The 25,034-nt window shown below is 28.6% G+C and carries 31 protein-coding genes; 9 read left to right on the forward strand and 22 right to left on the reverse strand.

Annotation, left to right across the window (positions count from 1 at the left end):
- Nucleotides 1-60 precede the first annotated feature (60 nt).
- The 3 genes from B2S02_RS15285 (at nucleotide 61) to ygiD (ending at nucleotide 2,335) form a co-directional block, all read left to right on the forward strand.
- Nucleotides 61-1,047 (forward strand): 3-oxoacyl-ACP synthase III family protein, encoded by a 987-nt coding sequence (locus B2S02_RS15285; RefSeq protein ID WP_346878317.1) that lies wholly within the window; start codon nucleotides 61-63, stop codon nucleotides 1,045-1,047.
- 14 nt (nucleotides 1,048-1,061) lie between these two features.
- Nucleotides 1,062-1,406, forward strand: a complete 345-nt coding sequence (locus B2S02_RS15290; protein ID WP_346849040.1) for a hypothetical protein — start codon at nucleotides 1,062-1,064, stop codon at nucleotides 1,404-1,406.
- Nucleotides 1,407-1,582: 176 nt separating this feature from the next.
- Complete coding sequence (ygiD, locus tag B2S02_RS15295; protein ID WP_346849041.1) at nucleotides 1,583-2,335, forward strand: 4,5-DOPA dioxygenase extradiol; 753 nt, start codon at nucleotides 1,583-1,585, stop codon at nucleotides 2,333-2,335.
- Nucleotides 2,336-2,427: 92 nt separating this feature from the next.
- On the opposite strand, the gene B2S02_RS15300 is transcribed toward ygiD, so the two are convergent.
- The 6 genes from B2S02_RS15300 to mntA all read right to left on the reverse strand — a co-directional run bounded on the left by B2S02_RS15300 (nucleotide 2,428) and on the right by mntA (nucleotide 8,922).
- Nucleotides 2,428-2,760: a PadR family transcriptional regulator gene (locus tag B2S02_RS15300; RefSeq protein ID WP_035131768.1), complete on the reverse strand. Its 333-nt coding sequence runs from the start codon at nucleotides 2,758-2,760 to the stop codon at nucleotides 2,428-2,430.
- Between the two features lie 12 nt (nucleotides 2,761-2,772).
- Entirely contained in the window at nucleotides 2,773-3,453 is a 681-nt protein-coding gene (locus B2S02_RS15305) for a DUF1048 domain-containing protein (RefSeq protein ID WP_346849042.1), read from the reverse strand.
- A 208-nt stretch (nucleotides 3,454-3,661) separates the two neighbouring features.
- Nucleotides 3,662-7,078 carry a collagenase gene (locus tag B2S02_RS15310; RefSeq protein WP_346877929.1) on the reverse strand — a complete coding sequence of 1,139 codons (3,417 nt, stop codon included), beginning with the start codon at nucleotides 7,076-7,078 and terminating at the stop codon, nucleotides 3,662-3,664.
- A gap of 278 nt (nucleotides 7,079-7,356) precedes the next feature.
- Complete coding sequence (locus B2S02_RS15315) at nucleotides 7,357-7,998, reverse strand: lactate utilization protein (RefSeq protein WP_346849044.1); 642 nt, start codon at nucleotides 7,996-7,998, stop codon at nucleotides 7,357-7,359.
- A gap of 92 nt (nucleotides 7,999-8,090) precedes the next feature.
- Nucleotides 8,091-8,549: a HepT-like ribonuclease domain-containing protein gene (locus B2S02_RS15320; protein WP_346878316.1), complete on the reverse strand. Its 459-nt coding sequence runs from the start codon at nucleotides 8,547-8,549 to the stop codon at nucleotides 8,091-8,093.
- A complete protein-coding gene (mntA, locus tag B2S02_RS15325; RefSeq protein WP_346849045.1) occupies nucleotides 8,503-8,922 on the reverse strand; it encodes a type VII toxin-antitoxin system MntA family adenylyltransferase antitoxin in 420 nt (139 codons plus the stop codon). Before mntA ends, B2S02_RS15320 begins: the two co-directional genes overlap by 47 nt.
- A 489-nt stretch (nucleotides 8,923-9,411) precedes the next feature.
- Here mntA and B2S02_RS15330 point away from each other — a divergent pair, with 489 nt between their 5' ends.
- The gene (locus B2S02_RS15330; protein ID WP_167402990.1) at nucleotides 9,412-9,576 is read left to right on the forward strand and encodes a hypothetical protein; all 165 of its coding nucleotides are present in this window, start codon (nucleotides 9,412-9,414) and stop codon (nucleotides 9,574-9,576) included.
- Nucleotides 9,577-9,652: 76 nt separating this feature from the next.
- On the opposite strand, the gene B2S02_RS15335 is transcribed toward B2S02_RS15330, so the two are convergent.
- From B2S02_RS15335 to B2S02_RS15355, 5 genes are all read right to left on the reverse strand, one after another.
- Nucleotides 9,653-10,690, reverse strand: coding sequence for an MBL fold metallo-hydrolase (locus B2S02_RS15335; protein WP_346877930.1), 1,038 nt, complete (start codon nucleotides 10,688-10,690; stop codon nucleotides 9,653-9,655).
- Nucleotides 10,691-10,785: 95 nt separating this feature from the next.
- Nucleotides 10,786-11,094, reverse strand: coding sequence for a nucleoside triphosphate pyrophosphohydrolase (locus B2S02_RS15340; RefSeq protein ID WP_346849047.1), 309 nt, complete (start codon nucleotides 11,092-11,094; stop codon nucleotides 10,786-10,788).
- 6 nt (nucleotides 11,095-11,100) lie between these two features.
- Complete coding sequence (locus B2S02_RS15345) at nucleotides 11,101-11,640, reverse strand: nitroreductase family protein (RefSeq protein WP_346849048.1); 540 nt, start codon at nucleotides 11,638-11,640, stop codon at nucleotides 11,101-11,103.
- A 167-nt stretch (nucleotides 11,641-11,807) separates the two neighbouring features.
- Nucleotides 11,808-13,112: a branched-chain amino acid transport system II carrier protein gene (gene brnQ, locus B2S02_RS15350; RefSeq protein ID WP_346877931.1), complete on the reverse strand. Its 1,305-nt coding sequence runs from the start codon at nucleotides 13,110-13,112 to the stop codon at nucleotides 11,808-11,810.
- A 184-nt stretch (nucleotides 13,113-13,296) separates the two neighbouring features.
- Nucleotides 13,297-13,779, reverse strand: coding sequence for a deoxycytidylate deaminase (locus B2S02_RS15355; RefSeq protein WP_035131756.1), 483 nt, complete (start codon nucleotides 13,777-13,779; stop codon nucleotides 13,297-13,299).
- Nucleotides 13,780-13,980: 201 nt separating this feature from the next.
- Between B2S02_RS15355 and B2S02_RS15360 the strand changes: the two genes are divergently transcribed.
- From B2S02_RS15360 to B2S02_RS15380, 5 genes are all read left to right on the forward strand, one after another.
- The gene (locus B2S02_RS15360; protein ID WP_346849050.1) at nucleotides 13,981-14,568 is read left to right on the forward strand and encodes a restriction endonuclease; all 588 of its coding nucleotides are present in this window, start codon (nucleotides 13,981-13,983) and stop codon (nucleotides 14,566-14,568) included.
- A 155-nt stretch (nucleotides 14,569-14,723) separates the two neighbouring features.
- Nucleotides 14,724-14,915 carry a ferredoxin gene (locus B2S02_RS15365; RefSeq protein WP_346849051.1) on the forward strand — a complete coding sequence of 64 codons (192 nt, stop codon included), beginning with the start codon at nucleotides 14,724-14,726 and terminating at the stop codon, nucleotides 14,913-14,915.
- 252 nt (nucleotides 14,916-15,167) lie between these two features.
- Nucleotides 15,168-15,368 (forward strand): EscE/YscE/SsaE family type III secretion system needle protein co-chaperone, encoded by a 201-nt coding sequence (locus B2S02_RS15370; protein ID WP_035131749.1) that lies wholly within the window; start codon nucleotides 15,168-15,170, stop codon nucleotides 15,366-15,368.
- 284 nt (nucleotides 15,369-15,652) lie between these two features.
- Nucleotides 15,653-16,723, forward strand: a complete 1,071-nt coding sequence (locus tag B2S02_RS15375) for a uroporphyrinogen decarboxylase family protein (protein ID WP_346920994.1) — start codon at nucleotides 15,653-15,655, stop codon at nucleotides 16,721-16,723.
- Between the two features lie 284 nt (nucleotides 16,724-17,007).
- On the forward strand, nucleotides 17,008-17,208 hold the full coding sequence (locus B2S02_RS15380) for a hypothetical protein (RefSeq protein WP_035131744.1): 201 nt from the start codon (nucleotides 17,008-17,010) through the stop codon (nucleotides 17,206-17,208).
- A gap of 116 nt (nucleotides 17,209-17,324) precedes the next feature.
- On the opposite strand, the gene B2S02_RS15385 is transcribed toward B2S02_RS15380, so the two are convergent.
- From B2S02_RS15385 to B2S02_RS15435, 11 genes are all read right to left on the reverse strand, one after another.
- A complete protein-coding gene (locus B2S02_RS15385) occupies nucleotides 17,325-17,855 on the reverse strand; it encodes a DUF3888 domain-containing protein (protein WP_346849053.1) in 531 nt (176 codons plus the stop codon).
- Nucleotides 17,856-18,050: 195 nt separating this feature from the next.
- Nucleotides 18,051-18,662 carry a DUF1048 domain-containing protein gene (locus B2S02_RS15390; protein WP_346920995.1) on the reverse strand — a complete coding sequence of 204 codons (612 nt, stop codon included), beginning with the start codon at nucleotides 18,660-18,662 and terminating at the stop codon, nucleotides 18,051-18,053.
- Nucleotides 18,655-18,987 (reverse strand): PadR family transcriptional regulator, encoded by a 333-nt coding sequence (locus B2S02_RS15395; RefSeq protein WP_346849055.1) that lies wholly within the window; start codon nucleotides 18,985-18,987, stop codon nucleotides 18,655-18,657. Before B2S02_RS15395 ends, B2S02_RS15390 begins: the two co-directional genes overlap by 8 nt.
- A gap of 205 nt (nucleotides 18,988-19,192) precedes the next feature.
- Nucleotides 19,193-20,047, reverse strand: coding sequence for an RNA methyltransferase (locus tag B2S02_RS15400; RefSeq protein WP_346878314.1), 855 nt, complete (start codon nucleotides 20,045-20,047; stop codon nucleotides 19,193-19,195).
- Nucleotides 20,048-20,248: 201 nt separating this feature from the next.
- The gene (locus tag B2S02_RS15405) at nucleotides 20,249-20,536 is read right to left on the reverse strand and encodes a CD3324 family protein (RefSeq protein ID WP_150843961.1); all 288 of its coding nucleotides are present in this window, start codon (nucleotides 20,534-20,536) and stop codon (nucleotides 20,249-20,251) included.
- Nucleotides 20,537-20,811: 275 nt separating this feature from the next.
- Nucleotides 20,812-21,561 (reverse strand): DUF5694 domain-containing protein, encoded by a 750-nt coding sequence (locus B2S02_RS15410; RefSeq protein WP_346920996.1) that lies wholly within the window; start codon nucleotides 21,559-21,561, stop codon nucleotides 20,812-20,814.
- Nucleotides 21,562-21,696: 135 nt separating this feature from the next.
- Nucleotides 21,697-22,170, reverse strand: a complete 474-nt coding sequence (locus B2S02_RS15415) for a hypothetical protein (RefSeq protein WP_346877937.1) — start codon at nucleotides 22,168-22,170, stop codon at nucleotides 21,697-21,699.
- 189 nt (nucleotides 22,171-22,359) lie between these two features.
- Nucleotides 22,360-22,806, reverse strand: coding sequence for a hypothetical protein (locus B2S02_RS15420; protein WP_346849059.1), 447 nt, complete (start codon nucleotides 22,804-22,806; stop codon nucleotides 22,360-22,362).
- Nucleotides 22,807-22,855: 49 nt separating this feature from the next.
- Nucleotides 22,856-23,521: a Type 1 glutamine amidotransferase-like domain-containing protein gene (locus tag B2S02_RS15425; RefSeq protein WP_346878312.1), complete on the reverse strand. Its 666-nt coding sequence runs from the start codon at nucleotides 23,519-23,521 to the stop codon at nucleotides 22,856-22,858.
- A 63-nt stretch (nucleotides 23,522-23,584) separates the two neighbouring features.
- Nucleotides 23,585-24,358, reverse strand: a complete 774-nt coding sequence (locus B2S02_RS15430) for a class I SAM-dependent methyltransferase (protein WP_346877939.1) — start codon at nucleotides 24,356-24,358, stop codon at nucleotides 23,585-23,587.
- Between the two features lie 154 nt (nucleotides 24,359-24,512).
- Nucleotides 24,513-24,998 (reverse strand): hypothetical protein, encoded by a 486-nt coding sequence (locus B2S02_RS15435; protein ID WP_346878310.1) that lies wholly within the window; start codon nucleotides 24,996-24,998, stop codon nucleotides 24,513-24,515.
- Between the last annotated feature and the right edge of the window lie 36 nt (nucleotides 24,999-25,034).

A 25,034-nucleotide genomic window follows, 5' to 3' on the forward strand; every position in this document is an offset into this window, starting at 1 on the left:
TTGTTTATATGTAATATATATATTTAAACATCAAATTCAAATGTGAATGGGGAGGACTTTATGGGAATAAAAATTCAAGAAGTATCAATATATCATCCTAAAAAAAGAATAGAGAATCAACACTTCATTAACAAATATGGACAAGATTTAGAAAAACTTTTAAATCACTTAGGAAGAAAGTCTAGGTATTTAGTTGATAACAATACAGAAAATTCTCTTACTATGAGTGTGGAAGCTACTAAATCCTGTTTGAAAAAAGCTAATGTTAAGGCTTCTGAATTAGACATTATTGTATTTGTTAGTGATTCTGTAGAACATTTAATACCTACTAACGCTCTTTTGATACGAGATACTATAGATGCATGTAACTGCGATTTAACTTATGACATGAACGATAATTGTATAGGAATGATAACAGCTATAGATAGCATTGCGACCTATATGAAATCTAAAAGTAAATATAAAAAATCTTTAATCGTTGGTGCTTCATATGGCTCACTCCTTGCCAAAAGTGATTGTGAGTTAGTAAATTCTACTGTTGGAGATGGTGCTGCCGCAATATTACTTACTAGTGATGAAGAAACTGGTGGGGTTCTTAATTCTGCCTTCCATACTGATTCTAAAAATCATAAATATATGGTTTTCCCTGAATGTGGATTATCCCATATATATGATGAAGAACTGCCTATAGATAGTAAAAAATATGCTTGGGTAAATCATGATGTGTCTTACTTTAGTGATGAATGGGTAAAACTTATCAATAAACTCTTAAAAGAAGGAAATGAATCTATAACAGATGTAAAACACTTCTTATTTTCACAGTTTTCCCATGCTGATATAAAAGAAACATTAAATAAATTAAATTTAGAGGTTAGTAGTGACACTTATACCTTTGTTGCAGATGAATATGGTTATACTGGATGTACAAGCCCGTTTTTTGCGCTTAATAGAGCTATAGAAACTAAAAAGATAAATAAGGGAGATCTCGTTATTTTTTGTTCAGTTGGTTCTGGATACACAATGGGAGCTTTTTTATATAAATTTTAAAGGAGGAATTTTAAATGTATAAAGTAGAAGTTAATAATGCTAAGAAGGTCTTATTTATCACTGTAGGAGGATTTTTTCAAGAGGAGGATGGCAAAAATTTCTTAAATGATTATAATAATGCTGTAAAGTCTATAACTCCATCAAGCTTTACTCTTGCACTTGAAAGTTCAGAATTATCAACATCAAAAGCAGAAATGATTCCAATTCTTGAGAACTGCATTAAAATGTATAAAGCTACTGGGTTCAAAAATATAGTTTCAACACCACCAAGCTCAGCTATTGCTGCAATGCAATTAAAAAGATTATTAAGTTCATTAAATGTAGATATTGAATTTGTATCAGATTTATCTAAATTATAAAATACATATCTTAATTTTAAATAAGTGGTAAATAGCTTATCGACATGATTAGTTATTTGCCACTTATCTCTTGTATATTATAAATTTTAAGCAAAATAGTTATTAAATATATTTCACCTTATTTTTTGATATAATAAAATTAAGTTATATAATAAAGTATATTAAGGAGTGATATTATGAAATTCCCAATGGGTTTTATAGGGCATGGTTCACCAATGAATATCATAACTGACAATAGCTACACAAAAAGTATTTATAATATCTGTGAGACTCTACCTACACCAAAGGCAATAATGGTGGTTACTGCTCACTGGATGTCAGACGGTGCCACTGCAGTTACTACATCCCAAAATCCAGAACTTATATATGATTTTTATGGTTTTCCAAATGAATTATATGAAATAAAATATCCATGTCCAGGTTTTCCTGAAATCAGTAGAATGCTTGAAAATCTTGACATAAAGCCTATTAATACATATGGTCTTGACCATGGAGTTTGGTCAGTCTTAAAACATATGTATCCAAAGGCTGATGTTCCTGTAGTAGCCCTTAGTATTGATATGGCACAACCTGCTATATATCATTACGAAATGGGTAAAAAATTAAAATTTTTAAGAGAGCATGATATTTTAGTATTAGGCAGTGGAAACATTGTCCATAATTTATACTTAGCAGATATGAATTATGATACTACTCCATATCAATGGGCTATTGATTTTGAAAATGAAGTAGTAACAAATCTAAAATCAAGAAACTTTGAATCTCTAATTGAATATGGAGATAAAAAAAATAACGCCATTCCTACTAAGGATCACTATTTACCATTACTATATATACTTGGCATGGTGGATAAAAGTGATACAATAGAAATACTCTATAAAGGTATTCAAAATAAATCTATATCAATGTTAAGCTTTTTATTCAAATAATAGTTTAACATTACCGCCTCCAAAGTATACTAATATATAAGGATTTTATGGTTATATAAATTATTGAATATATTTAAATATTAAGAAATATATTACTGAATATTCCCTTTAATTATATCATTTATATTTTTACTCATATATTCCCAAGTATCCACAAAATCCTTTAGTTCTTCACGGCCTTTATCTGTTAAACTATAATATTTCCTAGCAGGGCCAAGGGGAGACTCCTTCATTTTTGACGATATAAAACCATTCTTTTGCAGGCGTGTATACAGTGGATATAAAGTTCCTTCAGAAATATCAGTAAAACCATTATCCTTTAATATTCTAGCAATGTCATATCCATAAATCTCATCTTTTAAATCTATAATTTTAAGAACACAGCCCTCTAAACTTCCCTTTAATAACTGTGATTTATTATTCATGGTTCCCTCCTTCTATTGATTTTTATTTTCAAAGAAATACTGTATCAAATAAATAGTTATAAGTATGCCCATGAATATTAAATAGTTAACTTCAAAAAGTACCTTTGTTAAAAACAGTTTAGTTAATACAAATATAGCTGTTATAATGCAAAAGCCTATCCATAATAAAAATGTTATCTTTCTATCTTTCTTTTTATCCTCTCCATTAAAAATATTATACATATATTGTATTTTAGATAATAAATAATTAGTTAATATAATTACAATTATAGTATTAACTAACATTGAAACTGTAACTGAAACTGTAAAAAGTGTTGTTTTATTTACCCAACTATCAATTAATTGTCCTACAAACATCTCAAACACGCCAGTAAAAATAATCAATATTATTGGTAGCTTAGAAACCTTCCAGTACACTTTTTCTAGCACTGAGTACCCTTCTATTGTTTCTGATATAAACTCATCACAAAAGGAATTTATATCACTATTTCCTAGTACTTCTTCTACGTCAATTCCTCTTTCCTCAGCTTGTAAAAATAAATCTAAACAATGGTGTATAAACTCCTCAGCATCATGATCATTAATATTTGAAAACCGTATTTTAAATAATATATTTTCAAACTTTTCCTCATTTTCTTTACTTAGTTTATTAATAAACTTATTAACCTCTTTTATATACTGTTTTGTTTTCATAAACTGCCCCTCCAAAACTTATTTCCAGTACTATTTATCACAAGGTATATTGTAATGCATAATAGTCCTTTTCTATATTGTATTGCATGGTAGTATTTTTGTCAATAAAAAAGCTTCAACTACATTTTAAATCTTACATTGTAGTTGAAACTTTATTATTTATCAAGTATAAAAAACTATAAATTTAGTTATAACTATTAAACTTACGCTATCTTTGTCTTATACCATCAACTTTAATAGTATAGTCAACACTGCTAGAGTTATTTAAAGAGTATAGTTTAATAAAATATTTACCAGGTACAGCCTTAAAGCTTCCACTAGTTCCATCTACTTCACTATTCTGACTCCAGCATACATAATTATTTAAGTTATCTGATTTACACACTATCCAAGTGTATCCTTGCTGAGTACTTCCAACCTTTATATTTACATTAGATGCAGTATCTACATCAAAGTAAAAAACGTCAGTGTCTCCACCTGTAGGTAGTTTTCCTTTTGCATCAATGTTGTTGTATATAGCTACATTTCCAGATTCAAAGCTATTATTTGGTTCTACTTCTGTAATATTACTTGGCACTTCTGGGTCATTATTATAGGACTTTATACCATTGATATTTATACTATAGTTTCCATTTTCTATAGCTTCATCTGTTGAGTATAGTTTAATATAATACTTTCCTGGAGTAGCACTAAAGCTTCCTTTACTTATATCTCCTTCAGTGTATTGCTTCCAACAGACGTAATTGTCTAAGTCATTCTCCTTAGAAACTATCCAAGTTATTTTAGATGAATTTCCTGTAATCTTTATATCAACTTCACCAGCATTATCTACTTCAAAAGCAAATGTATCCTCATCATTAGCATTTTGTATAGTACCAGTTACATCTTTATTATTAGCTATAAAGTAATTAGCCTGATTATAATCATTATTGGGTTCTACTTCTGAAGTTATTCCATTTTCTCCAGATGTTTTGCTAGCTTTAATATTAAATGTTGTTTCTCCAATGGCACCTTTGTTATCCGTAACTTTAAGGGTAACAACATAATTTCCTTCTTTATTATAAGAGTGAGTTGGATTTTTAGTTGAACTCGTAGATCCATCTCCAAAATCCCAATCATATGCTACTATAAATCCATCTGAATCTGCAGATTTATCTGCACTAAATAAAACCGTCTTATTTACTTCTACATTATCTGGAGCATCTATACTTGCAGTAGGAATTTTATTTTCAGGATTTACTGAGCTATCATTTAAAAGTCCTTTAAACACTAAGTTATATTCATATTTACCATTGACAACTTTATAATCAGTAAAATAGCAAGTTACTGTTTCATAGCCTGTCCAACCCTTTAATAATAGGTTTTTAAGCATTTCATTAGCTTTTTGATTCATTTCATTATTATCCTGTAATCTTCCTTTTGAAGTTCCACCTACATACTTACCAGATATCTTAAATGTGTTGAAATCTGCTGAATAAGTTTTATCTTGATTTACACCACTAATTCTACTTATACTTACTATGTCGGAAGAAATTTCTTCTATAGTTCTTTTAGGATGAACCTTTGTATAACTATCTGATACTAATGGAGTTCCTATAGTAGTATCCCCTATTAATTGCTGCATATATTGTTGATATTCTACATTTTTGTTTGAGTCAACCTTTAATTGTGAAATAAAATTTCTGTATGCTTTTATGTCAGTATTAATCACATAATCATTTATTTTATTTAATGATTCCATATCATTATTATACATGTAGCTTACAAGGGCAAAGCCATAATTATAGAATTGCCATCCACTATTGTATCCTGAAGATATAGTTTGACTTAATGTAAATCTGTTGGCTTCTTCCTTTGCAAGTTGATTCACTATAGCTTCTCTTGGTTTTACTCCTTCTGTACGAGTAGATCCAGCAAAGAACTCTGCTGAACCTTCTTCAAACCAAGTCAAATCTTCATTTTCATAAAATGGGCCTTGTCCCCATAAACCAGGAACTAAATATCTACCCTGTAGATAGTGAGTAAATTCATGTCTAAATAGTTCTTCTAAGCTATAAATACTTTCGTGAATTGTTCTTTCGTAAGTGTAAAAAGTTCCTATAGGTTCTATATATATTCCACCATTATCTGTACTAACATTACCTAAATATTGATTCATTTTATACTCTGATGGGGAGTTGAAAATTTTTATAGTTAGAACATTATCTTTATTTCCAGCTTCTAAAACTTTATCACTTCCAATATTTCTAAAGAATTGAGCTTCTACTTCCTTTGCTGCCCAATAAAGTCTTTTTACCTTTTCTTCTGAAACATTAGATCCAACTTGCATTACTATTGAGCCATTATCAAATGTATACTTATTAGGTAGGTACTTGTTGTAGCCCTCTTCTTGAAGTTGGGTATAGTTTATATTTTCTCCACGTGAGTTGATGCCTTTGTATAGATAATCAATTCTTTCTGCTGCTATAAAAAATTTCTCTGAATACTTATTTGAAGTATCCATAACATCAGTTAATAATCCAATTGCCATCTTCTGATTGCTGTGGAACACACCTAGTTCTCCTATTTGATAAATGGCATTATTAACTAACCATTGGTTACCACTACTAGTATTTTTCATCAATGCTATTTCTTTTAATTCATTTATAAAGGTATCAATTTTACCGTAGTAAGGCATTGTTGCAGGATCTTTTCCGTAGGCTGCAGAAGTTAAATCATAGGATATACCTTTAATTACTCCGTAGATAGCATTAGCCTTTGATAAATCAGTGCCATATATCTCTATATTGATTTTATAATCTCTTAATAGTGCTGCTGACTTATTAACTATTTCTACACTGGAAGATGCATTTCCAATTAAAGATCCAAAACTTTCAACTACACCATTTTGAAGTTTATTTCCAAACTTAAAGTTAGGATTGTCAATCATTGAGTTTAATGCTGGTAAGCATAAGTCTTTAAAGTTTCTATCATTTAGATAACTTAATTCAGTATTATAATATCCTAAATAGAACCCTGATCTTAAAACTTCTACTATAGTGGGAATACCATTGTTATTAGTGCCTGTAAAAGTTTTAGCTCTTGTATCTAGAGCCTCTATTATATACTTTACACGAGCTCTATCACCGTAAAATTCTTGTGAATCTGCAGAATACTTAAATAGTCCATCGATATTTCTCCACTCTAAGGATGCAATAGTATTAACCATTTCTTGATAGCTCATCGCTGAAAGTTCTTTTAATGTATAGTTGCGCTGAGCTTCAACTGCTTTTGTATCTACCCTCTTCTCTTCTGAAGGTTTAAGTAAACTGACATCATCTACTTTAGCCTCTGCTAATGTTTTAGCTTGAATAATTTCTTCATTATTTGAAATCCCATTTTTTAATACTCCATATGGTTTTAGCTTTTGTTCTAAATTTTGCTTTAAACTATCCTTATTATTTTCTGCTGCTATATTTATTGGTATCTTGTCCATATCTTCCATAGTCATAGCCATAACTCCAGTCGATGTATTTACCACCATAAATACACTTAAACATGCTAATGAAGCATTTCGCTTAAAATTTTTCCTCCCCATAAATCGGATTAAATTTTCAATTAATGTAATTTTAATCTTTTTATTCATTTTAATACCTCCATTGTAATTTTTTATTTTTTATATAATTATACTACTTTCATGAATAATTGCAATGTTTTTTAATCATTTTTTATATAATTATGAATATTTTTTATATTTTTTCAATATTTCAAAATACTACAATAAATTTATATATAAATATTTTCTATAAACAAAAAAATCCTTACATCAATCTATTACTTGATATAAGGATTTATTAAAGTCTATTATAGTATTGCAGACTAAAAAATTCATGTTCTATACGAACTATACATTATTTAAAATTATCAATAACCTAGTTGTTCTCCCACAATAATTACTTTTATTCTATTTTTAATAAACTGACCTCTTATAATTGTGAAATCATTACATATTCTGTTGGGACTTTTACAATCTACACAATAGCCTAAGGTAGTACATGGAGTATCTTTATTTAACCTCTTGGCATCAATAGGAGCAGCATAATTTCTAACTCTTTTTTCTGCCTCCTCTATGTCCTTTACAATCTTATTTATTCCAGCTACTAGAATAACTTGCTTTGGACCATAAAGTATGGGTGCAACCCTACTTCCATTACCATCAATATTATATAGTTCACCATTCTCTGTTAATGCATTAGTACTACACATGAATGTAGTTGCAGAAAAATTTTTTAGATAAATTTCCCTCTTCTCTTCACTAGTAATATCATCTCTATACTTGTCCCAAAATACATAATCACCTTTGCGTAGAAAATCTATAACTCCTGTTTCAAAAAGTGTCATAGAGTCTCCTACTCCTACTGTGGAATTATCATCTATTAGATTCTTTAAAAGCATTATTAGCTCATTTTTATCTTTAACAAAGAATCCACCCATGTTTCTTCTGTTCAGATTTTTTATAGTTCTATCAATTCTTTTCTCCATATACCATAAAGTATTGTTATCCATCTTAAGTGCTCCTTTCTAAAATAGAATTTTACATTTTAGTTGCTTTTGTAGATTGTGTTTTTTCATAATACTCTCTTTTCTTCTTTCATAATTTATAAATAACTAGCTGCTATTCTAATAATCTTTTTGAATTTACTTTTATATTTCACAATATGATTGAAAAGTTCTTCATGAGTTGGTTCTTTGTATCTATGAGCAATTCTATTTCTAATTAACTTAGATTTTTCTAAGAATTCATAAGTATCCTGATCTAAAATTCCCTCTTCTCTAAATATTTTTAAGCTATCACTTAAGCTTATACCTATCTTAAATCTTTTTATTTCCTTTAGTATAATGGAGCATAAATCCTCAAGTATGGTATGAAAACTAACAAATAACTGCCTTAAACTTGATTTTGCTAACTTTAAGAGTAATCTATCATTGCTAGTTTTAATAATTTCTATACATTCTTCTATATCACTACTACATTCCTTTAAATCCTCAATTATCCTCATAAGTCTTTCTTCATTCATACAAAACATCAACCTTTCTAAAATGAATAAAATTTTCATTTTCTCTATATATCCACTCCACGTCATCGCAAAACTCTTCAAAGACCTCATTATCAGTTGAATATATAATTTCGCAAGAGTTTAGAATACTTATCTTAACAAATATATCTAAAGTTTTACTCTTTAAATCTACAACATCAACTTCTCTTTCTAAAAACTTTTCTAAAAATAATTCTATTTCTAAAATATCATCTAAGGAGAAACTACCTCTTCCTAATACTGCAATATCTACATCTGATTCTTCATTAAACTCTTCAGTTAAAACACTTCCAAATACAACTATATTTATAATGTCAAATTTCTTTATAAAACCAGTAAATTCTTCTGATTTTAACTTATTTAAGATTTCTTCTTTAATTAATTGGTTTGACAATGTGATCACCAACTTTTCTAATATTCATATCTTTATTATATACAACATTTGTAAAATAATAAACCGTATTGTAAAATAAAATACGTTATACTACTTATCACTTTTTTTACTTTATATACACACTCTATTAATATATTTCACAATTACTTAATAGCTTTTAAAATTTATTGTAAATAGTTAATTTAATTAATTTATTTATAGTGTTTTATGTTAAAATAAAACTATAATATTACTTACATTAAAATTTTACGTTTTACATTTTTATTTAATTTTAAACTCTTATGAGATGAATGCTGGTTATGTTTTCGTTTCCATTTCCAGCATTTATCTTATAACCAAAATGTATAGATAATCAACATACCCTAAAAATATATAAGAGTAGTACTAATTTAATTGTGGTACTACTTTTTTTATTTAAGCTTATCTTAACTTTTAGTCATAACTCTGCCTTTCTAAAAATATATTTTTAAAGAAAGGAGCGATGAGAAAATGGGTAAGCAAAGAAGAGGTAAGGTTATTAAGAAAATAGTAGGTTGGAGAGGTACATGCCCTCTATGCGGTAGAAAAAGAGTAAAATTAGTTTGGACTAAGAAATGTGAAGACGGAAAAACTATAAACATCTGTAAAATCTGTTCATCAACAGTAGCTCAATAATTTCAGAACTTAAAAGGATGTTTTGAAATAACCTTATTTCTAAACATCCTTTATATTTATTTTAAAACTCACTCTTTTAACTTTCTTTAATGTATTTAACTATTGCCCAGACTAATCCTTTATTTGATATAACATAATAAATCTTTCCATCTTTATATAACTTATTTATCATTTCAAGCTTTTCAAGATAGACTAAGTGGGACATACACTCCCCTAACGCAAAGAATCTTTGAGTTATTGGGAAGTCTTCCCAGTTTTTAATTGTTATACTCCAGTGCATTCTTCCTGCAATTTCATAAGGGGAAAGTTTTTCTCCATTAGCCAAAATATCCATGATTTCCTCTAACCTAAGATCATAATGATCCTTGAGTTCTCTTATTCTCCTTTTAGTATTCCTTATAATAGCTCTATGAGAAGAAAGTGTTACGTCTATAGGTAGAGATGCAACTCTATCTAAGCTATCAAAGTATTCGTGTAAAGGGTTTTCCATCCATTGCTCAAGGTTATAGGCTATATTTGGAGTTATCTTTGCTAATATTAAATCTCCACCAATTAAAATCCTATGGTTTTCTTCGTATAAGCAGCAATGAGCTGGGGTGTGCCCTGGAGTCAAAATGCATTTAAACTCATACTTTCCTACCTTTAATGTTTCCCCATCCTTAATATCTGTATAAGTTGGCTCAGTGAAACTTTCTTCAAAACCTTCTTGATCTCTTAGAGCTTTTAGTGCTGATACCGCCTCGCCCTTAGGAAATCCCATTGCTTCATTAAATATATTAATTTCTTCCATATAAGTTACTTTTCTTAAATTATATATCTCTTCACTTTCTCTTGGATGAATATAAGCCTTATTATTAGAATTTAAAAGAAATGGTACAAGACCTGTATGGTCATCATGAAGATGAGTTAAAAATATATCCGTATTGTCCATATTTACATTCAATTCTTTTAAACTTTGTCTTAAGCTTTCTAAAGATTTAACCTTGCGAAAGCCTGTATCCACAAGTAGATTTCTTTCATTACCCTTAATTAAATAGGCATTTAGTGCCCTTAAAGGATTATCCGGAAGTTCTACCTCTATTTGATATATATCTTCAAATAATTCTCTTATCATCAGTATCTCCTTATCTTTTGCCTCATTACTAAAAACTATTTATAACATTACGCTCTATAATTTTAATCATACTGACTAAAATATAGCTAATATTTTTACTTAACAGACTTAAGAACAATTCCTTCCTTAAATCCCCCACGCTGCTTTAGCTTCCAATTTCTTTTCTCCACTAATTCCTCTTCAGAATATCCTAAATTATGAGCTAGCCCAAACAGCACTTCCATAATATCCGCTAGCTCCTCTAAATTTTTATCCTTTAGATATTCATTTACCTCTTCTTTTAGCTTATCTTCTAATAAAGAAATCATGTCCTCTTTAGATGCAATTTCTACATCACACTGATTTCCATCTTCAGCTATCACCTGTGGAATCTTATCTCTTACTAATTTATTATATACTTTCATTATCTATTACCACTGCTCATAATGAACTATTTCTTCTAAATTCTTTCTTGGACGAGGACTTGGTGCTTCATCTGGATAACCTAAAGTTAATACTGCAACCACATACTTATCATCAGGAATATTTAAAACTGGTCTAAAGTCCTTCTGTTCAAACCAAGCAATCCAACAAGTTCCCAACCCTAAATCTGTTGCTTCAAGTGCCATATGTTCAATGGCAATAGATGTATCTCTAATAATTTGCTTAACTTCGAATTCCTTACTATATTCATCAATATAAAGGTCATCACACTTAGGTAACCTTGATTTTATATCTGCAACACACACAAGGTGGACAGGTGCACTAACCATCCACTTTTGATTATACGCAGCAGCTGCTATTTTTTCTCTATTTCTCTGCTCCTTAACCACAATAATTTGCCATGGTTGTGTATTACTACCTGATGGTGCTAGTCTTGCACTATGAAGAATTTGTAATAACTTCTCATCTTCCACTTGTTTATCCATATATCTTCTTATGCTTCTACGCTCTTCAATTGCTTTAATCATAACTCTACCTCCAAACTAATTTTTATATTAAATTATGTAGGTATTCTATCTTTAAAATACGCATTTACATGTATCTATTATAACATGTTTGCTACAATTATATAAATCATCCATAACACTTATTGATTGCCTTGTATATCTTTGTAGTATGAAATATAATTTAAATATTATATTTCTGTGTTTGTTTTAATAAAATTCCCCATTATACCTGCCACTATAACTGGAACTATCCAGTTAAAACCTAAATTCGCAAATGGAAGTTTAGTTACTATTGGTACTCCTATTGAACTGCCTATTCCCATATGGTTTAAAACCGTTAATACACTTATAAACAAAGCTGTATATGTTGAAAAAATAAACACATAATTGTTCTTAATTTTTTCTTTAAATAATGTTAATATTACTAATGTAACTGTTGGAGGATAGATAACACTTAATATTGGTGCTGAAAATTTTATTATAGTACTTACTCCAAAATTAGCTACTATACTACTAAACACGCATACGAATATAACTATATCTCTATATTTCCATTTTCCCTTTGATACTTTACTAAAATACTGGGCTGTTGCAGACGTAAGTCCTATTGCTGTTGTAAGACATGCAAGACCTATTATTATTGCTAATAATATCTTTCCTGGTTTTCCAAGTAATATATCTGTTATATGTACTATTAATGCAGTTTGAGATATTTCTCCTAATGGTATGTTTGCATATTGATTTGAAATGGTAGCTCCTAAATAAGTCAACCCACCATAGACTAAAACTAGTCCTATTGAGGCAACAATAGATGCTTTTAAGGTTAATTTTATTTTTTCCTTTATTCCTTTATATCCTTTATTACTTAATGTTGTTATTACAACAGTAGATAATGCTATAGCTCCTAATGCATCCATGGTTTGATAGCCTTGGATTACTCCTTCTGCAAATATACTTTCTACTCTTGGCGCTATACTGATAGAATCAATTGGATTTATTATTCCAACTAATATGAGTAATAGTAGAGTTATGAGAAGCATTGGGGTTAAAAACTGACCTATTATATCAATTACTCTAGATGGTTTTATAGATAAAACCAATGTTATAGAAAAAAATATTATTGAAAATACTACTGGGCTAAATCCTTTGAATATTGGCACAATACCCATTTCATAGGTTGTTGCTGCTGTCCTCGGTATGGCTAAAAGTGGTCCTAAGCATACCATTATAACAGCACCCAAAATTATTGATAATTTTTTACCTACCTTTCCAAAAATTTCACTTACATCTCCATTGCATTTAGCTGCAGCTATAATTGATAGTATAGCTAAGCCTACATCAGCTAAAACAAATCCAAACAATCCACTACTCCAACTTATCCCTGATTCTAGTCCTAAAAATGTTGGAAATATAAGATTTCCTGCTCCAAAAAACATAGCAAATAAAGCAAAACCAATTACTATAGCATCTCTCGTCATATCTTTAGTTTTCATTTAATCTACTCCTTAACAAATTCTGTCTTTAAATATAATTATTTAACCTCTTAGGTATACGTTCAACCAATCTTAAAATGGGACTTTAATTCATTCTAAAATTCAGTTGATATTGCTCATAAATAAAAAAGATTATCTCAATATAAAAATATGAGACAATCCTTTTAGCTCTAATTTAATAGGTCTATTTTAATTTTATCTCTATCTTGTCTACACTTGGAGTTAATTGAGTTAATTTCACATTAGCCTTTTCAAACATATATTTAGAGGCTTTTATAGAATCTGTTTCAGCATACTTATCACTAAGATAATAAACTTCCTTTATGCCTGATTGAATGATATTTCTAGCACATTCATGGCAAGGGAACAAATTTACATATAGTCTACAGCCTTCTAAAGACTTACCTCTAGCATTTAAAATAGCATTTTGCTCAGCATGCACTACATAAGGATACTTAGTTTCTAAAAATTCTCCATCTCTACTCCAAGGAAAATCTTCATCACTACATCCATTAATAAATCCATTATATCCAATAGAAACTATCCTATTGTTGCAATCAACTATACAAGCTCCAACCTGTGTTGATGGATCCTTACTTCTCATTCCTGATAACAAAGAAATACTCATAAAATAATCATTCCAAGAAATATAATCTTCTCTCTTCATACGTAACCTCCTTGAAGTATTTATTACTATTTTATATTAAAAACCTTCATAATTAAAGATACTTTTCTAAATCTGTTATGGATTTCATATAAAAATATCTGTTTATTGTGCTCATTAATATCACATGGTAAAGCAAAAATCCCAAATATATTGATTAATTTTTTTCTATAATGACAATAATTATTATACGAGGTGATTCTTATGAACAAATATGAAATTTTAGTACTACTTATAGTACTCATAATACTTATAAAGAGCTTTACTCAATTTATTGAGAAAATAAGAGGCTTTAAAGATGAACAACTAAAATTTACTATGAGGATTAAAAAAGAAAATATTAATAGATTAACAGGACTTCAATTTGAAGGCTTCTGTCAATGGCTTTTTCATAATAACCCTGAATATAAGGATATAAAGCTTACACCTCCTAGTAATGATGGTGGAGTTGATTTGATTCTTACAAATTATGACGATGAAAAAATCTATGTTGAATGTAAAAGATATAATTCTAATCCAACTCTAGCCTCTAATGATGAAGATAATGCTTCTGATGAGTTTTTTATAGGAAGAGTTATATGCCAAAAACTTGTTGGTGCTATGATGGCAAACAATATAAAAAAAGGTATTATTCTTACTACAGGCAGTGTGTCCCCTAATGCCCTAGAATACATTGGTAAACTAGAAGACAACAGTGATCTATCTCTTAAAATATATACTATGGATAATATTTTAAAGCTTATTGAAGAACGAGAAAATCAAGATGACTATGAACTCGCCGTAGAGATTTAAAGACTCAACTACTCCTGATATAAATACATAATTATATATATTTACTCTAACATCCATGTACCTATTATTAATTAATTTTCTAATTTTTGCGTATATGAAATCAATTACTGCAAACACTAATCTTGTTAATATATTAAAAACAAGGAGGAGTAAATATGGAAGCAATCGTAAATAAAGATACATGTATAAGTTGTGGAGCTTGTGTTGGTGTCTGCCCTGAGATTTATTCATTCGATGATGATGGTAAAGCTGAAGCTATAGATGGAGATGTTCCTTCTGATCTTGAAGCTGGAGCTGTTGATGGAAGAGATCAATGTCCTGTAGATGCCATAGATATTAAAGAATAATGAGCTAGGCTTACTGCCTAGCTTTTCTTATCTTAATACTTAGTTATGATTATATTATTAGTTTTGATAATAAAATTTAAAAGTATAATTTAAAATTTATAACATACAATAACTTTACTAGTTCATAGTGAATTTCTTTACCTCTTAGTAATAATAATTATCTATTGTACAGAAACTTACTATGACTAAAAATTAAATTAGGTATTAAATTTTATCTTAATATCTGAAAATAAAACTTAGGAGGAAATTGTTATGCAACAAAATCAAGGAAAAAATGCTAAACAACATGTTCAGGATGTACAAAGTAAACTTCAAGATTCAACAAACTGCTTAAATCAAGCATTAAACTCTGTTGAAAAACCACAAAACAGACAAAAAATCCAAAATACTCTTAATTCAGTAGAAAGTGCATTAAATTCAGTAAATAGTACTCTTTCTAACTATCAAGAATAACAAAACACAAGGTTAATCCCAAAACCTTGAGTTCTATATGAATACCAATTAATTTAATAGAGAGACTGAGATATTAAATAAAATAATTAATATCTCAGTCTTTTTCTATATTATATTTCATCATTTTAACAAACAAAATTTATCTTTTTATATTGGTTATATCAATAGATATATATTATATATAGGATAATTCAATTATACATATTCATTTTTGTCTTATATAATTACTTTAGAGTTATGTAACTAATATGTAAAATATATTTTTGTTAGGAGGGAACCTTTAAGTGATTAAAGAAGAAATGACTCCAAAAGAGAGAATGGATGCATTTTCTAGAGGATTAGAAATTGATAGACTAATTTGTATCCCCGACATGGGAGCAACTATGGCGCCATTCATTGGTATAACAACTAAGGATTACTATCATTCTGCACGACTAATGGCAGATTTAGAAATAGCTTTGTTTAAAAAACTTCGTCATGATAGCGTAGGCATATCTACTAGTCTTAGAGGAGTGGCTGAAGCTATGGGAGCCAAGGTATGCTATCCTGATTATGCTATCTCCTATTTACTAGAACCTGCTATTAAATCAATAGATGAAATTGAATCTCTCAAAATAGTAAACCCTCTAAAGGATGGAAAATTACCTATACTACTGGAAGCATTAAAACTTACTAAAGATGCACTTATAAATGATGTAGATGTCAGTGCCTCTATGTCTGGTCCTTTTAGTGTTGCAGCCTCTGTAGTAGGAACTGAAAATTTATTAAAATGGATGATTAAATATCCTAAAAAGGTTCATACTCTTATGGAAATAGTGTCAGAATCTAATAATAGATACATAGAAGAAGTTGCTAAACTGGGTATCTCAATTAGTTTTGCTGATCCAGTCTCATCAACAAGTCTTATAAGTCCAAATCAATTCAGAGAATTTTCCTTACCTGCTCTTCAAAAAAACATAAATAAAATAAAAGAAAAAACTGGTAGTTACCCTGGTATACACATCTGCGGAAAAAGTAGAGACATTTGGGAAGATGTTGTGAATACTGGAATTTCTAATTTTAGTATTGATAATATAGAAGATATAGAAGAAGCTAAAAATGTGATTGGTGATAAAGTTGTAATAACCGGAAATGTTCCTCCTGTTGATGTTATATATGCTGGAACTAAAGAAGACATTTTTAAGTCAGTAAAACACTGTATTAGAAAAGGTTTCAATTCTCAAAAAGGTTATATTTTAAGCACTGGATGTCAAATTCCAATGCACACTCCAATGAAGAATATTGAAGCCTTTATGGATGCTGGTAAACTATACGGAAAGTATCCAATAGATCTAGAAGAACTAATGAATGATTAATAGAACTTTTTACTGAAACCTTAAGAAATAGATTCTTTAATAATCTATTTCTTAAGGTTTTTTCTTTCATAAGCTAAACTTTCCAAGTATGATTTTAAATTTATGACATATAATAATTTTGATATTCCATAGTGAAATTCTTCTGATAATAATGGTGTTAATAGGACTGTTGTAGATGAAGAAATTTACTATGAACAAAATTTCACTCTTGGATTGAGCTTAAGCTTATTTTCATAATATGCTAGCTCCATACCTTAAAAATAAAGTTTTAGGAGGTAATTGTTATGCACAATAATGAAGGAAAAAGCGCTAAACGCCATCTACGAGATGTACAAATTGAACTTCAAGATTCAAAAACTTGCTTGGATCAAGCATTAAAATCTGTTGAAAAATCACAAAACAGACAAATAATCGAAAATACCCTTAACTCAGTAGAAAGTGCACTACATTCATTAAATAACACACTTTCTAACTATGAAGAATAGTAAAAACTAGTGCTATTGTATTCCACTATTTCCTCTTCGCCAATATCCCTTTTAGGGTATTGGCGAATTTTATTTTACTCTAACTTCACTAGTTATAACAACCTGATGCTAAAATCTTATACAATCTCTGTCATTATATGCTCATAGGTTGGTGGTAAGTCATAACTTTTTATATGTTCAAACTTTTTCACCTTAACCCTTCCGTTACCTTCTACAGTGAAATCAATATTATCAGTTCCTACAAGAATATGAGGTCCTATATAGGGATTTACTTGAAGGCTTATATCAAATACAAAGGAACGATAACCATTTGGTCTAGAAATACTATTTATATATATGGAGTAAGGATCAACTAGTGGCGTTTGAGATAAGTATGTAGAATAATATTTTTCCACCTCAATCTGGATATAAGGCATTAGTAAAGCTAAAAACACATCTTGATACAGTTCTTCTGTGGACTCCTTAGGTGGTTGATGAGGTAAGTCTACGGTTGTAGATACATTCATAAAAATCTTATCACCTTCCATCCTTCCATGTACTTCATCATTTTCTACTCCAAATATTATTTTCTCATTTATATTATACATTAATACCATAACAGCCAATAAAATTTGTCCCTTCTTAATGTACTTTTTAAAATTAATCATTACTTATGCCCTCTTTTCTTTAATTCTCATTCCCTTTATGTATATAGTATGTGTATACTTACAGCCAAGGATACACTACAATAAAAACTCATATTGTAAAAACTTCTTACAGAAACCTATTTAAAAGGTTAAATATTTTGTTATTTGTCTATATAAATAAAGCAGTAGAAAGCTAAAATTCTACTGCTTTATTACTTAATCTAACCTCACCTTTCTATTTCTAAAAGCTTTACCTATGATGTAACTTAATAGCAATATTGCTACTAAAATCATGAATGTGTATAATGAATTAATTTCTACAACAAAATTTGTAATTAAGATAAAGTTTAGAATTGCTCCTGGTATCACAAATAAAATATATAATAATAACACCTTTATTATTTTTTTTGTATTTCCTTTATTATTTATTATTACTTTCCTTAATCCTATACTAAAAATAAACCTACAAAACAAAAAGTCAACTATAAACATAAAAATTATATTTAAGGTGAATTTCATATGAAATATATAATATAATAATGACATCATTGCTGACATAATTATAGCCCACCTAGTACTTTGATATATATTAAGTATTGTACTACTATTAATATCCTTTGATTTTATTATTTCTTTACAAAATTCTTCAATATTATTACCAATTATACTCTTCACATCAATACCATCATCCTGTGCACTTATTAATAAGTCCTTTACATCCTCACTTACTTCATCCATAAAGTTACCTTCCATACCACTACTTGATAAGTATATTACTATACTGGTGTATGCTTCCTTATATTCATCCCTCAATATGCTATTACTCATCGTCCATCCCCCCTATAATCTTATTTACATTAACATGTAGTTTATTCCAGTATTCTATAAAACCTTCAAGTTCTATACTTCCCATTTCTGATAGTTTATAATATTTTCTATTAACTCCCGCGGATGATTTCCTTCTTTCAGCAATTATTAACTGATTTTTTTCAAGCCTAAGTAATAATGGATAAAGCGTTCCCTCAACAATATCTTCAAATCCACATCCTTTTAATTTTGTTAGTAGTTCATAACCATAGGTCTCTTCCTTTGAAATTATACTTAGTATACATCCTTCAAGAATACCTTTAAGAATTTGAGAATTATTATTCACAGCAACTCCTCCCTTACCTTGTAATACAAAGTATATTATTATTATATTAAAATGTACTTTGCATTGCAAGGTATATTTTAATAAATCCTGCTATTACTTAATACTTACTAAAAATAATCACTAAAAAAAGAAGGTGTAGCCTCTACGACTACGCCCTCTTTCCTACTTATATAATCCATAAAACTATGATTTATTTAAATCATAGTTAGCCAATTCTTTTACCTAAATTCTTTTGAGAAAGGCTTGCTTCATAAACAATCATAGTAGCTGCTACTCCTACATTTAAGGAATCTGCACCTCCAAACATGGGGATTATTATTCTTTCACATTCATATTTATTCCAAATTTCTGAAATTCCATGTATTTCATTTCCTACAATAATAGCAATTCTCCCCTTATAATTAGCATCATAGTAATTGTTACTGGCTTTTAAATCAGTAACAATAATCTTAAATCCGTTACTCTTAAGCCACCTTACAAGTAATTCTATGTCACTACTTACAACTGGCAACATAAAACTAGATCCCATGCTTGACTTTATCAGCTTTTGATTTGTTTTTCTAACTTTACTATTACAAATAATTACTCCATCTCCACCAGCACCATCAACTGACCTTATAATTGTTCCAATATTTCCTGGTTTCTCTAATCCATCAAGTACTACTAACAAATTGTTTTCCTTCAACCTTATATTCCCAAGATTATACTTTGGAAAACTACATAATAGAAAAAATCCTTCTCCACTATCTCTGCTACTCAATCTTTTACACAAATTACTTGATATTAAACATGAATTCTCTGCTATCATAGAAATACTCTTAACCATATCAAAGGTAGATTTGTTTTTAATAAACTCTAGACAAAATACAAAGTTTATTATTCTAATATTACTTTTAATTATCTTTTCATAGGCCCATAATCCCTCTATAACAAATAAATCTTCATCTTCAACCTTTTTATTCTTTATTATTCCATTGATTAGTCTTATTGAATTGTCCTTACTACCAACAAGTTTTAAATGAGAAAATTCTTCACCTAATTCCTCTATATCTAACCCCATTTTAAATATTATTCCTTTCTGTATACCTAATTCAAAAAATTTATTATTTATATTTCACCCCACAAACATAAATATCTTTAATTAAGAATTTCACATGTCAAAATTTATCATCATACTTATTTTAATATACAGAGATCATCAATTAATATATAAAGAACAATTCTATATTATTCTTTGCACATAAAAAGCTACCACTCATTATTAGAGTGATAGCTTTTCATTTCTATTTTTACTATATACAATTTTTTTAATACTATCTATAGAAAGAAAAAATTCTTCTGACAGCTCATCAATGGTATATCCACTTTCATGCTTATTACGTATAACTTCATTTCTATTTTGTATACGCTGCCTGGTTCCTGACTTTTCTCCCCACTTTTTCCGTGTTGTATGTTCAGATGGAATATATACATATTCTCCTTGAATATACTTTTGAATTTCTCTTAATAAATTATCTGGTAAAATTGTTTCAGCCTTTACATATCCCATAAAGCTCAGCTCCTTAAATTTATACTTTAAATTAAGGAAACAAAGCCTGTATAAGTATGAATTTATTTAGTAATGGCGACTAGATATTTACCTCTGTGCAATTGTCGCCTTAAGCCATACTTACAGACTTTGCACAGAGTATTTTGAGTTGTTCTTTCTTAGCTAATTGAAATCTCATATTTACTACCCCCCAATAAACCTTATTTTCTATATAATACCAAACACTGTAGAAATCATCAATTAATTTTCTAAATTATAAATCTAGATATCTAGATTTATAGATAATCCAAGGTATCTACTAATTCAAAATCATTATACTCTGATACAAAATCCTGAAGTATTTTGCAATGCCCAGCTCCATAAATAACCAAAACTCTATCTCCAGATTCAACTATATCTTGTAGATTTCCAAAAATATAAAGATTTCTCCTATACCATTCTGTAAGCATGTCCACTCCATAATATTTACCTCCAGCTCCTATTTGAGCCATATCTAAATATAAATCACTATGCTCCTTTGCAATACGCGTAGGATCATTAAGATGCTTTAGGATTTCAATAACTGTACTATTCTTCATAATTTCATTTTCACTTATATTACATTCCTTTATTTCATTCATAAACTTCTCATAGAACTTTGGACAATTCTTTTCAGCATATTCAAAAACCTGCTCCGGTAAATCTACTGGATAGTCTATAGGATAAATTTTATTATGTTTTAATATTTGTCCTAACCTAAACCCTAATTGAACAATTTCATTTCTATGACTTATTATTTTGTTAGATGAATTATAATTATTTATACAATACTCGGAATAAGCCTTATTTAATTTCTCTTCTTTTCCTCGATTTGCTTCAACAGCAATTTTATTTGGTTTAAATTGCATTAGCTTTTCTATCACTACCTTAATTTCTTTTTGTTTTTTTTCAGTAGTCATATCTTCACATTGAGTTTTAATTAAATGTTCTCCACCATTTGCAAAATGATAAGTTCCTAATATAAGTATCTTGGCTTTTTTCTCCATAAATACGCCCCCTTTTTCTATATAATACCAAATATTGTAAAAATCATCAATTAATTCTCTAAATTACATTGAAACTCAAGAATACTATGACTTATTTTTATTGGTTAAGTTCAAAATATAATGCTTATATAATTTTTAATTACCATTAATATCAAAATAAGAAGCGTACCCACCATCATAAATAATTACATAATAGTAATCATCCTTTTTGCTATCTTCGTCCAATATAAAACTTTTATGCTCTAATAATTTACTATCAATTTTACCATCACTTATAACTCCAACCTCTATAGTTGGAGGATTATCTTTCTCTTCTATAGTATGAAAATCTCTTGATTTATAGTAGTTTTCTATATTTTCGGTATCCAATTCAGATTTTAATACTATAACAGTAGCAAAATCTAATCCATTACCATTACCATTTAATTTACCATATACAGAATCTTTATCAATTAACTGGGTATTATTTGGCAATTTACAATTATATAATTGCTTTGAAAACTTATATAACTTTATATTATTACTAATTGGAAATACTATCCAAGGCAATATTGTAATTGCTACTATTATAATTACTAATACTATAAATAATTTTTTAACCATCCTCATATCAGCTAATCTCCCATTATATATTTAAAGCTATAAATGTTATTAACAATTATTTCATTATCCAAAACATATACTTATTTACTCTTCTTATGTGATATATTTATGCCCTGCATAATACAAATAACAATTCCACTAAATTATTAATTTATCTCCTAATCAAACTCAATTATAATTATAGGAACAAATGGATTAAGCTGAAGTTATTCTATTTCTTTTTTGAAATATATACACTATCATTAAAACAAGTAATGAGATTAATAATATGTGTAAAATTATATGGTATAAATCAGGTATCAATATACTATCAGATTGTGGAATAATATGGTATGTGTTAGCAAAGAATTTATTATACCCACTTAATTTCCTCTCAGTTACACCAAAAATTGTGTAATTCCAATGTGAAAAATATTGAACTATAACCCAAACCGTAAGAAATACTGATAATACATATTTACCTTGTTTTTCTTTTAAGAAAAATAGCATAGAACAAACAACAAAAATTATCCACCAAGTAGTATCAAAACTCAGTATGCCTGGGCTTTCAACTAAGCAAGAATTTCCTATAGAAAACCCTGTAATATCCAACGTAAACCAAAACAGTAAACTAACCAATAATATATTTATAATTCTCTTCATAACTCCCCCATCTACACAATCAACTTTTTTAATTTTGAAAAAAGTTAAACTATTTCCTACTAAATATTTGTGTATCTCCAAGTAATGTAATTGCATTATTATCAACAATTATCCCACCAGTATCTTTAATTGCATATACAGTATCTGTTCTTTCATTTAATACCTTATTTATATAATTTTTTTCTATTTCTGTATCTTCATAATGAACTTCAATATCAAAGTCTCTAATCAAATTTAATCCTCTATTATATGAGAATGTATCATAATCTTTATCAGGAGTAATATGGTAATCTGCTATCTGAATTATTGCTCCAGCACTAATACCTATAATTACTCCTACAAAACTTTCAATCTCATTTATTAAATCAAACTCCTTTAAGCGATACATCATTTTATCAGGTAACCCTCCGGTAAAAAATATTATGTCACTGTTTCTTACTTTCTTTTTTGCACTTTCTTCTGTATCTTTAAAATAATTTATCCAGTCTATATTTTCTTCCCTAATTTCATAACTTAAAAATGGTAGAACAATAGTGTTATAATACTTTCCTTTATATTTACTATAGGCACTCTGCCACTCCATATCATTGCTTATATTTTCACCGAAAGAAAATGGAATTACCAAAACCTTATCATTACACTTTATATATTTTTCCATCGTATCTTTTGCCCAATTTTCATGGAAATTATATAAACTAAATAATATATTAACCATTAATATTCTTCCTCTCTTCATAATTCACAAAGTAATAATAGTTCCAATTATTATTTATGTAAACTACTTCATTTTGCAGTAGTATACTACTGTTTCATAATCAAAAATCAATGTCCCATTTTTATTATACTTTTTAAATAGAAGTTCAAGTTCCGTAATCATATAATTGAATTTTGGGTCTTCTTCATTTGGAATATACGAATAAGATACTAAATCCCCTTTTAATCTTTCCAAATTATACACTTGAGGATTAGAAAATATTTCTTTATCGATTGTTTTTAAACCAAAGAATTTGGGTAAATCCGTATTAAGTGAATTCCCCCCCTCACGTTCTGAGTATTTTTCAATTAGTTCCATATATTCATTCATAAATTTGCTATTGCTAAATTTTCTTCTATTATTGATAATTACTACGAACCCGCCAGGTTTTAATATTCTGAGAAATTCTTTTTTTGTAGCTTCTGGTTCAAACCAATGGAATGCTTGTCCTGATGTAATTATATCTACTGATTCTGATTCCAACTTTGTATATTCAGAAGATGCATCTATTGAATGAAAATTTGTGTAATTAATTAGATACTTCTCTCCAGCGTACCTCATTTCTGCATTAGGTTCAATGCCGTATACTTCGTTTCCATTATCCAAAAATAATTTAGCAGAGATTCCTGTTCCAGAGCCAATATCAGCAATAATTGCTTCTTTAGTTAAGCCAATTGATGTATTTAGAAACCCTATTATTTCATTAGGATAGTTAGGTCTATATTTTGCATAGTTTTCTACTCGACTACTAAATCTACCTTTAGGATTAAGTTCTGTTAAATTCATAATACCCTCCAAATTAAAAAATTTAATGTTTCCTTGTAAATTTTACTTGTATTATAACTCCCTATCATCAAATACTTTTATGATAGAATTTTCCTTTTTTGCATCAATATTTATAGGAACATGTTCTTTATCAATTATGTCTTCATAGTTAATGTCAGAAAAACAATTAATACCTTTCGCATTTATTCACTCCTAATTGAACTCTATAAGTATTCCTTATTTCATATTTCCAAATTTTTATATTAACTCTATTCTTAATATAATCATCTATAATCTTAATATCCTTAATATCCTTCTCTCTTCCTAATTGTGCCTTCTGCTTTTTTATACTTTCTAAACTTCCTACAGGTAATCCATCAATAAACACTATTTCATCTACGAACCAATTTTCTAGTATTTCTATTGTATTATTTATCTGAACAATTCTTGAGTTATCTTTTTCTAATGTGTACTTACAACCTTTTTTTACAAATAGCTCAACTAAGTTTGTAGTACCCCCTAAATCAATATCATTTGTGGTTTCTTTAACACCATGAATTACTAAACCTGCACCAGAGGTTATCCAATATTCATTTAAAGGTAATTCCATGTCTTTAATCATTTTAATTATGTCTTCTTTTCCTAACATCTTAATCCCCTTAACTACATTCATTTTCATCTAATTTCTAATACTCTATAATCCATTATA

This window comes from Clostridium sp. UBA7339, assembly GCF_002470865.1.
In the GTDB taxonomy this organism is placed as follows: Bacteria; Bacillota; Clostridia; order Clostridiales; family Clostridiaceae; genus Clostridium_J; species Clostridium_J sulfidigenes.

What these genes read in the sequence shown, in the direction of transcription:
- B2S02_RS15285 (WP_346878317.1), top strand. Translation starts at nt 61, where the DNA reads ATGGGAATAAAAATTCAAGAAGTATCAATATATCATCCTAAAAAAAGA.
- B2S02_RS15290 (WP_346849040.1), top strand. Translation starts at nt 1,062, where the DNA reads ATGTATAAAGTAGAAGTTAATAATGCTAAGAAGGTCTTATTTATCACT.
- ygiD (WP_346849041.1), top strand. Translation starts at nt 1,583, where the DNA reads ATGAAATTCCCAATGGGTTTTATAGGGCATGGTTCACCAATGAATATC.
- B2S02_RS15300 (WP_035131768.1), bottom strand. Translation starts at nt 2,760, where the DNA reads ATGAATAATAAATCACAGTTATTAAAGGGAAGTTTAGAGGGCTGTGTT.
- B2S02_RS15305 (WP_346849042.1), bottom strand. Translation starts at nt 3,453, where the DNA reads ATGAAAACAAAACAGTATATAAAAGAGGTTAATAAGTTTATTAATAAA.
- B2S02_RS15310 (WP_346877929.1), bottom strand. Translation starts at nt 7,078, where the DNA reads ATGAATAAAAAGATTAAAATTACATTAATTGAAAATTTAATCCGATTT.
- B2S02_RS15315 (WP_346849044.1), bottom strand. Translation starts at nt 7,998, where the DNA reads ATGGATAACAATACTTTATGGTATATGGAGAAAAGAATTGATAGAACT.
- B2S02_RS15320 (WP_346878316.1), bottom strand. Translation starts at nt 8,549, where the DNA reads ATGAAAATTTTATTCATTTTAGAAAGGTTGATGTTTTGTATGAATGAA.
- B2S02_RS15330 (WP_167402990.1), top strand. Translation starts at nt 9,412, where the DNA reads ATGGGTAAGCAAAGAAGAGGTAAGGTTATTAAGAAAATAGTAGGTTGG.
- B2S02_RS15335 (WP_346877930.1), bottom strand. Translation starts at nt 10,690, where the DNA reads ATGATAAGAGAATTATTTGAAGATATATATCAAATAGAGGTAGAACTT.
- B2S02_RS15340 (WP_346849047.1), bottom strand. Translation starts at nt 11,094, where the DNA reads ATGAAAGTATATAATAAATTAGTAAGAGATAAGATTCCACAGGTGATA.
- B2S02_RS15345 (WP_346849048.1), bottom strand. Translation starts at nt 11,640, where the DNA reads ATGATTAAAGCAATTGAAGAGCGTAGAAGCATAAGAAGATATATGGAT.
- brnQ (WP_346877931.1), bottom strand. Translation starts at nt 13,112, where the DNA reads ATGAAAACTAAAGATATGACGAGAGATGCTATAGTAATTGGTTTTGCT.
- B2S02_RS15355 (WP_035131756.1), bottom strand. Translation starts at nt 13,779, where the DNA reads ATGAAGAGAGAAGATTATATTTCTTGGAATGATTATTTTATGAGTATT.
- B2S02_RS15360 (WP_346849050.1), top strand. Translation starts at nt 13,981, where the DNA reads ATGAACAAATATGAAATTTTAGTACTACTTATAGTACTCATAATACTT.
- B2S02_RS15365 (WP_346849051.1), top strand. Translation starts at nt 14,724, where the DNA reads ATGGAAGCAATCGTAAATAAAGATACATGTATAAGTTGTGGAGCTTGT.
- B2S02_RS15370 (WP_035131749.1), top strand. Translation starts at nt 15,168, where the DNA reads ATGCAACAAAATCAAGGAAAAAATGCTAAACAACATGTTCAGGATGTA.
- B2S02_RS15380 (WP_035131744.1), top strand. Translation starts at nt 17,008, where the DNA reads ATGCACAATAATGAAGGAAAAAGCGCTAAACGCCATCTACGAGATGTA.
- B2S02_RS15385 (WP_346849053.1), bottom strand. Translation starts at nt 17,855, where the DNA reads ATGATTAATTTTAAAAAGTACATTAAGAAGGGACAAATTTTATTGGCT.
- B2S02_RS15390 (WP_346920995.1), bottom strand. Translation starts at nt 18,662, where the DNA reads ATGAGTAATAGCATATTGAGGGATGAATATAAGGAAGCATACACCAGT.
- B2S02_RS15400 (WP_346878314.1), bottom strand. Translation starts at nt 20,047, where the DNA reads ATGGGGTTAGATATAGAGGAATTAGGTGAAGAATTTTCTCATTTAAAA.
- B2S02_RS15405 (WP_150843961.1), bottom strand. Translation starts at nt 20,536, where the DNA reads ATGGGATATGTAAAGGCTGAAACAATTTTACCAGATAATTTATTAAGA.
- B2S02_RS15410 (WP_346920996.1), bottom strand. Translation starts at nt 21,561, where the DNA reads ATGGAGAAAAAAGCCAAGATACTTATATTAGGAACTTATCATTTTGCA.
- B2S02_RS15415 (WP_346877937.1), bottom strand. Translation starts at nt 22,170, where the DNA reads ATGAGGATGGTTAAAAAATTATTTATAGTATTAGTAATTATAATAGTA.
- B2S02_RS15420 (WP_346849059.1), bottom strand. Translation starts at nt 22,806, where the DNA reads ATGAAGAGAATTATAAATATATTATTGGTTAGTTTACTGTTTTGGTTT.
- B2S02_RS15425 (WP_346878312.1), bottom strand. Translation starts at nt 23,521, where the DNA reads ATGGTTAATATATTATTTAGTTTATATAATTTCCATGAAAATTGGGCA.
- B2S02_RS15435 (WP_346878310.1), bottom strand. Translation starts at nt 24,998, where the DNA reads ATGAATGTAGTTAAGGGGATTAAGATGTTAGGAAAAGAAGACATAATT.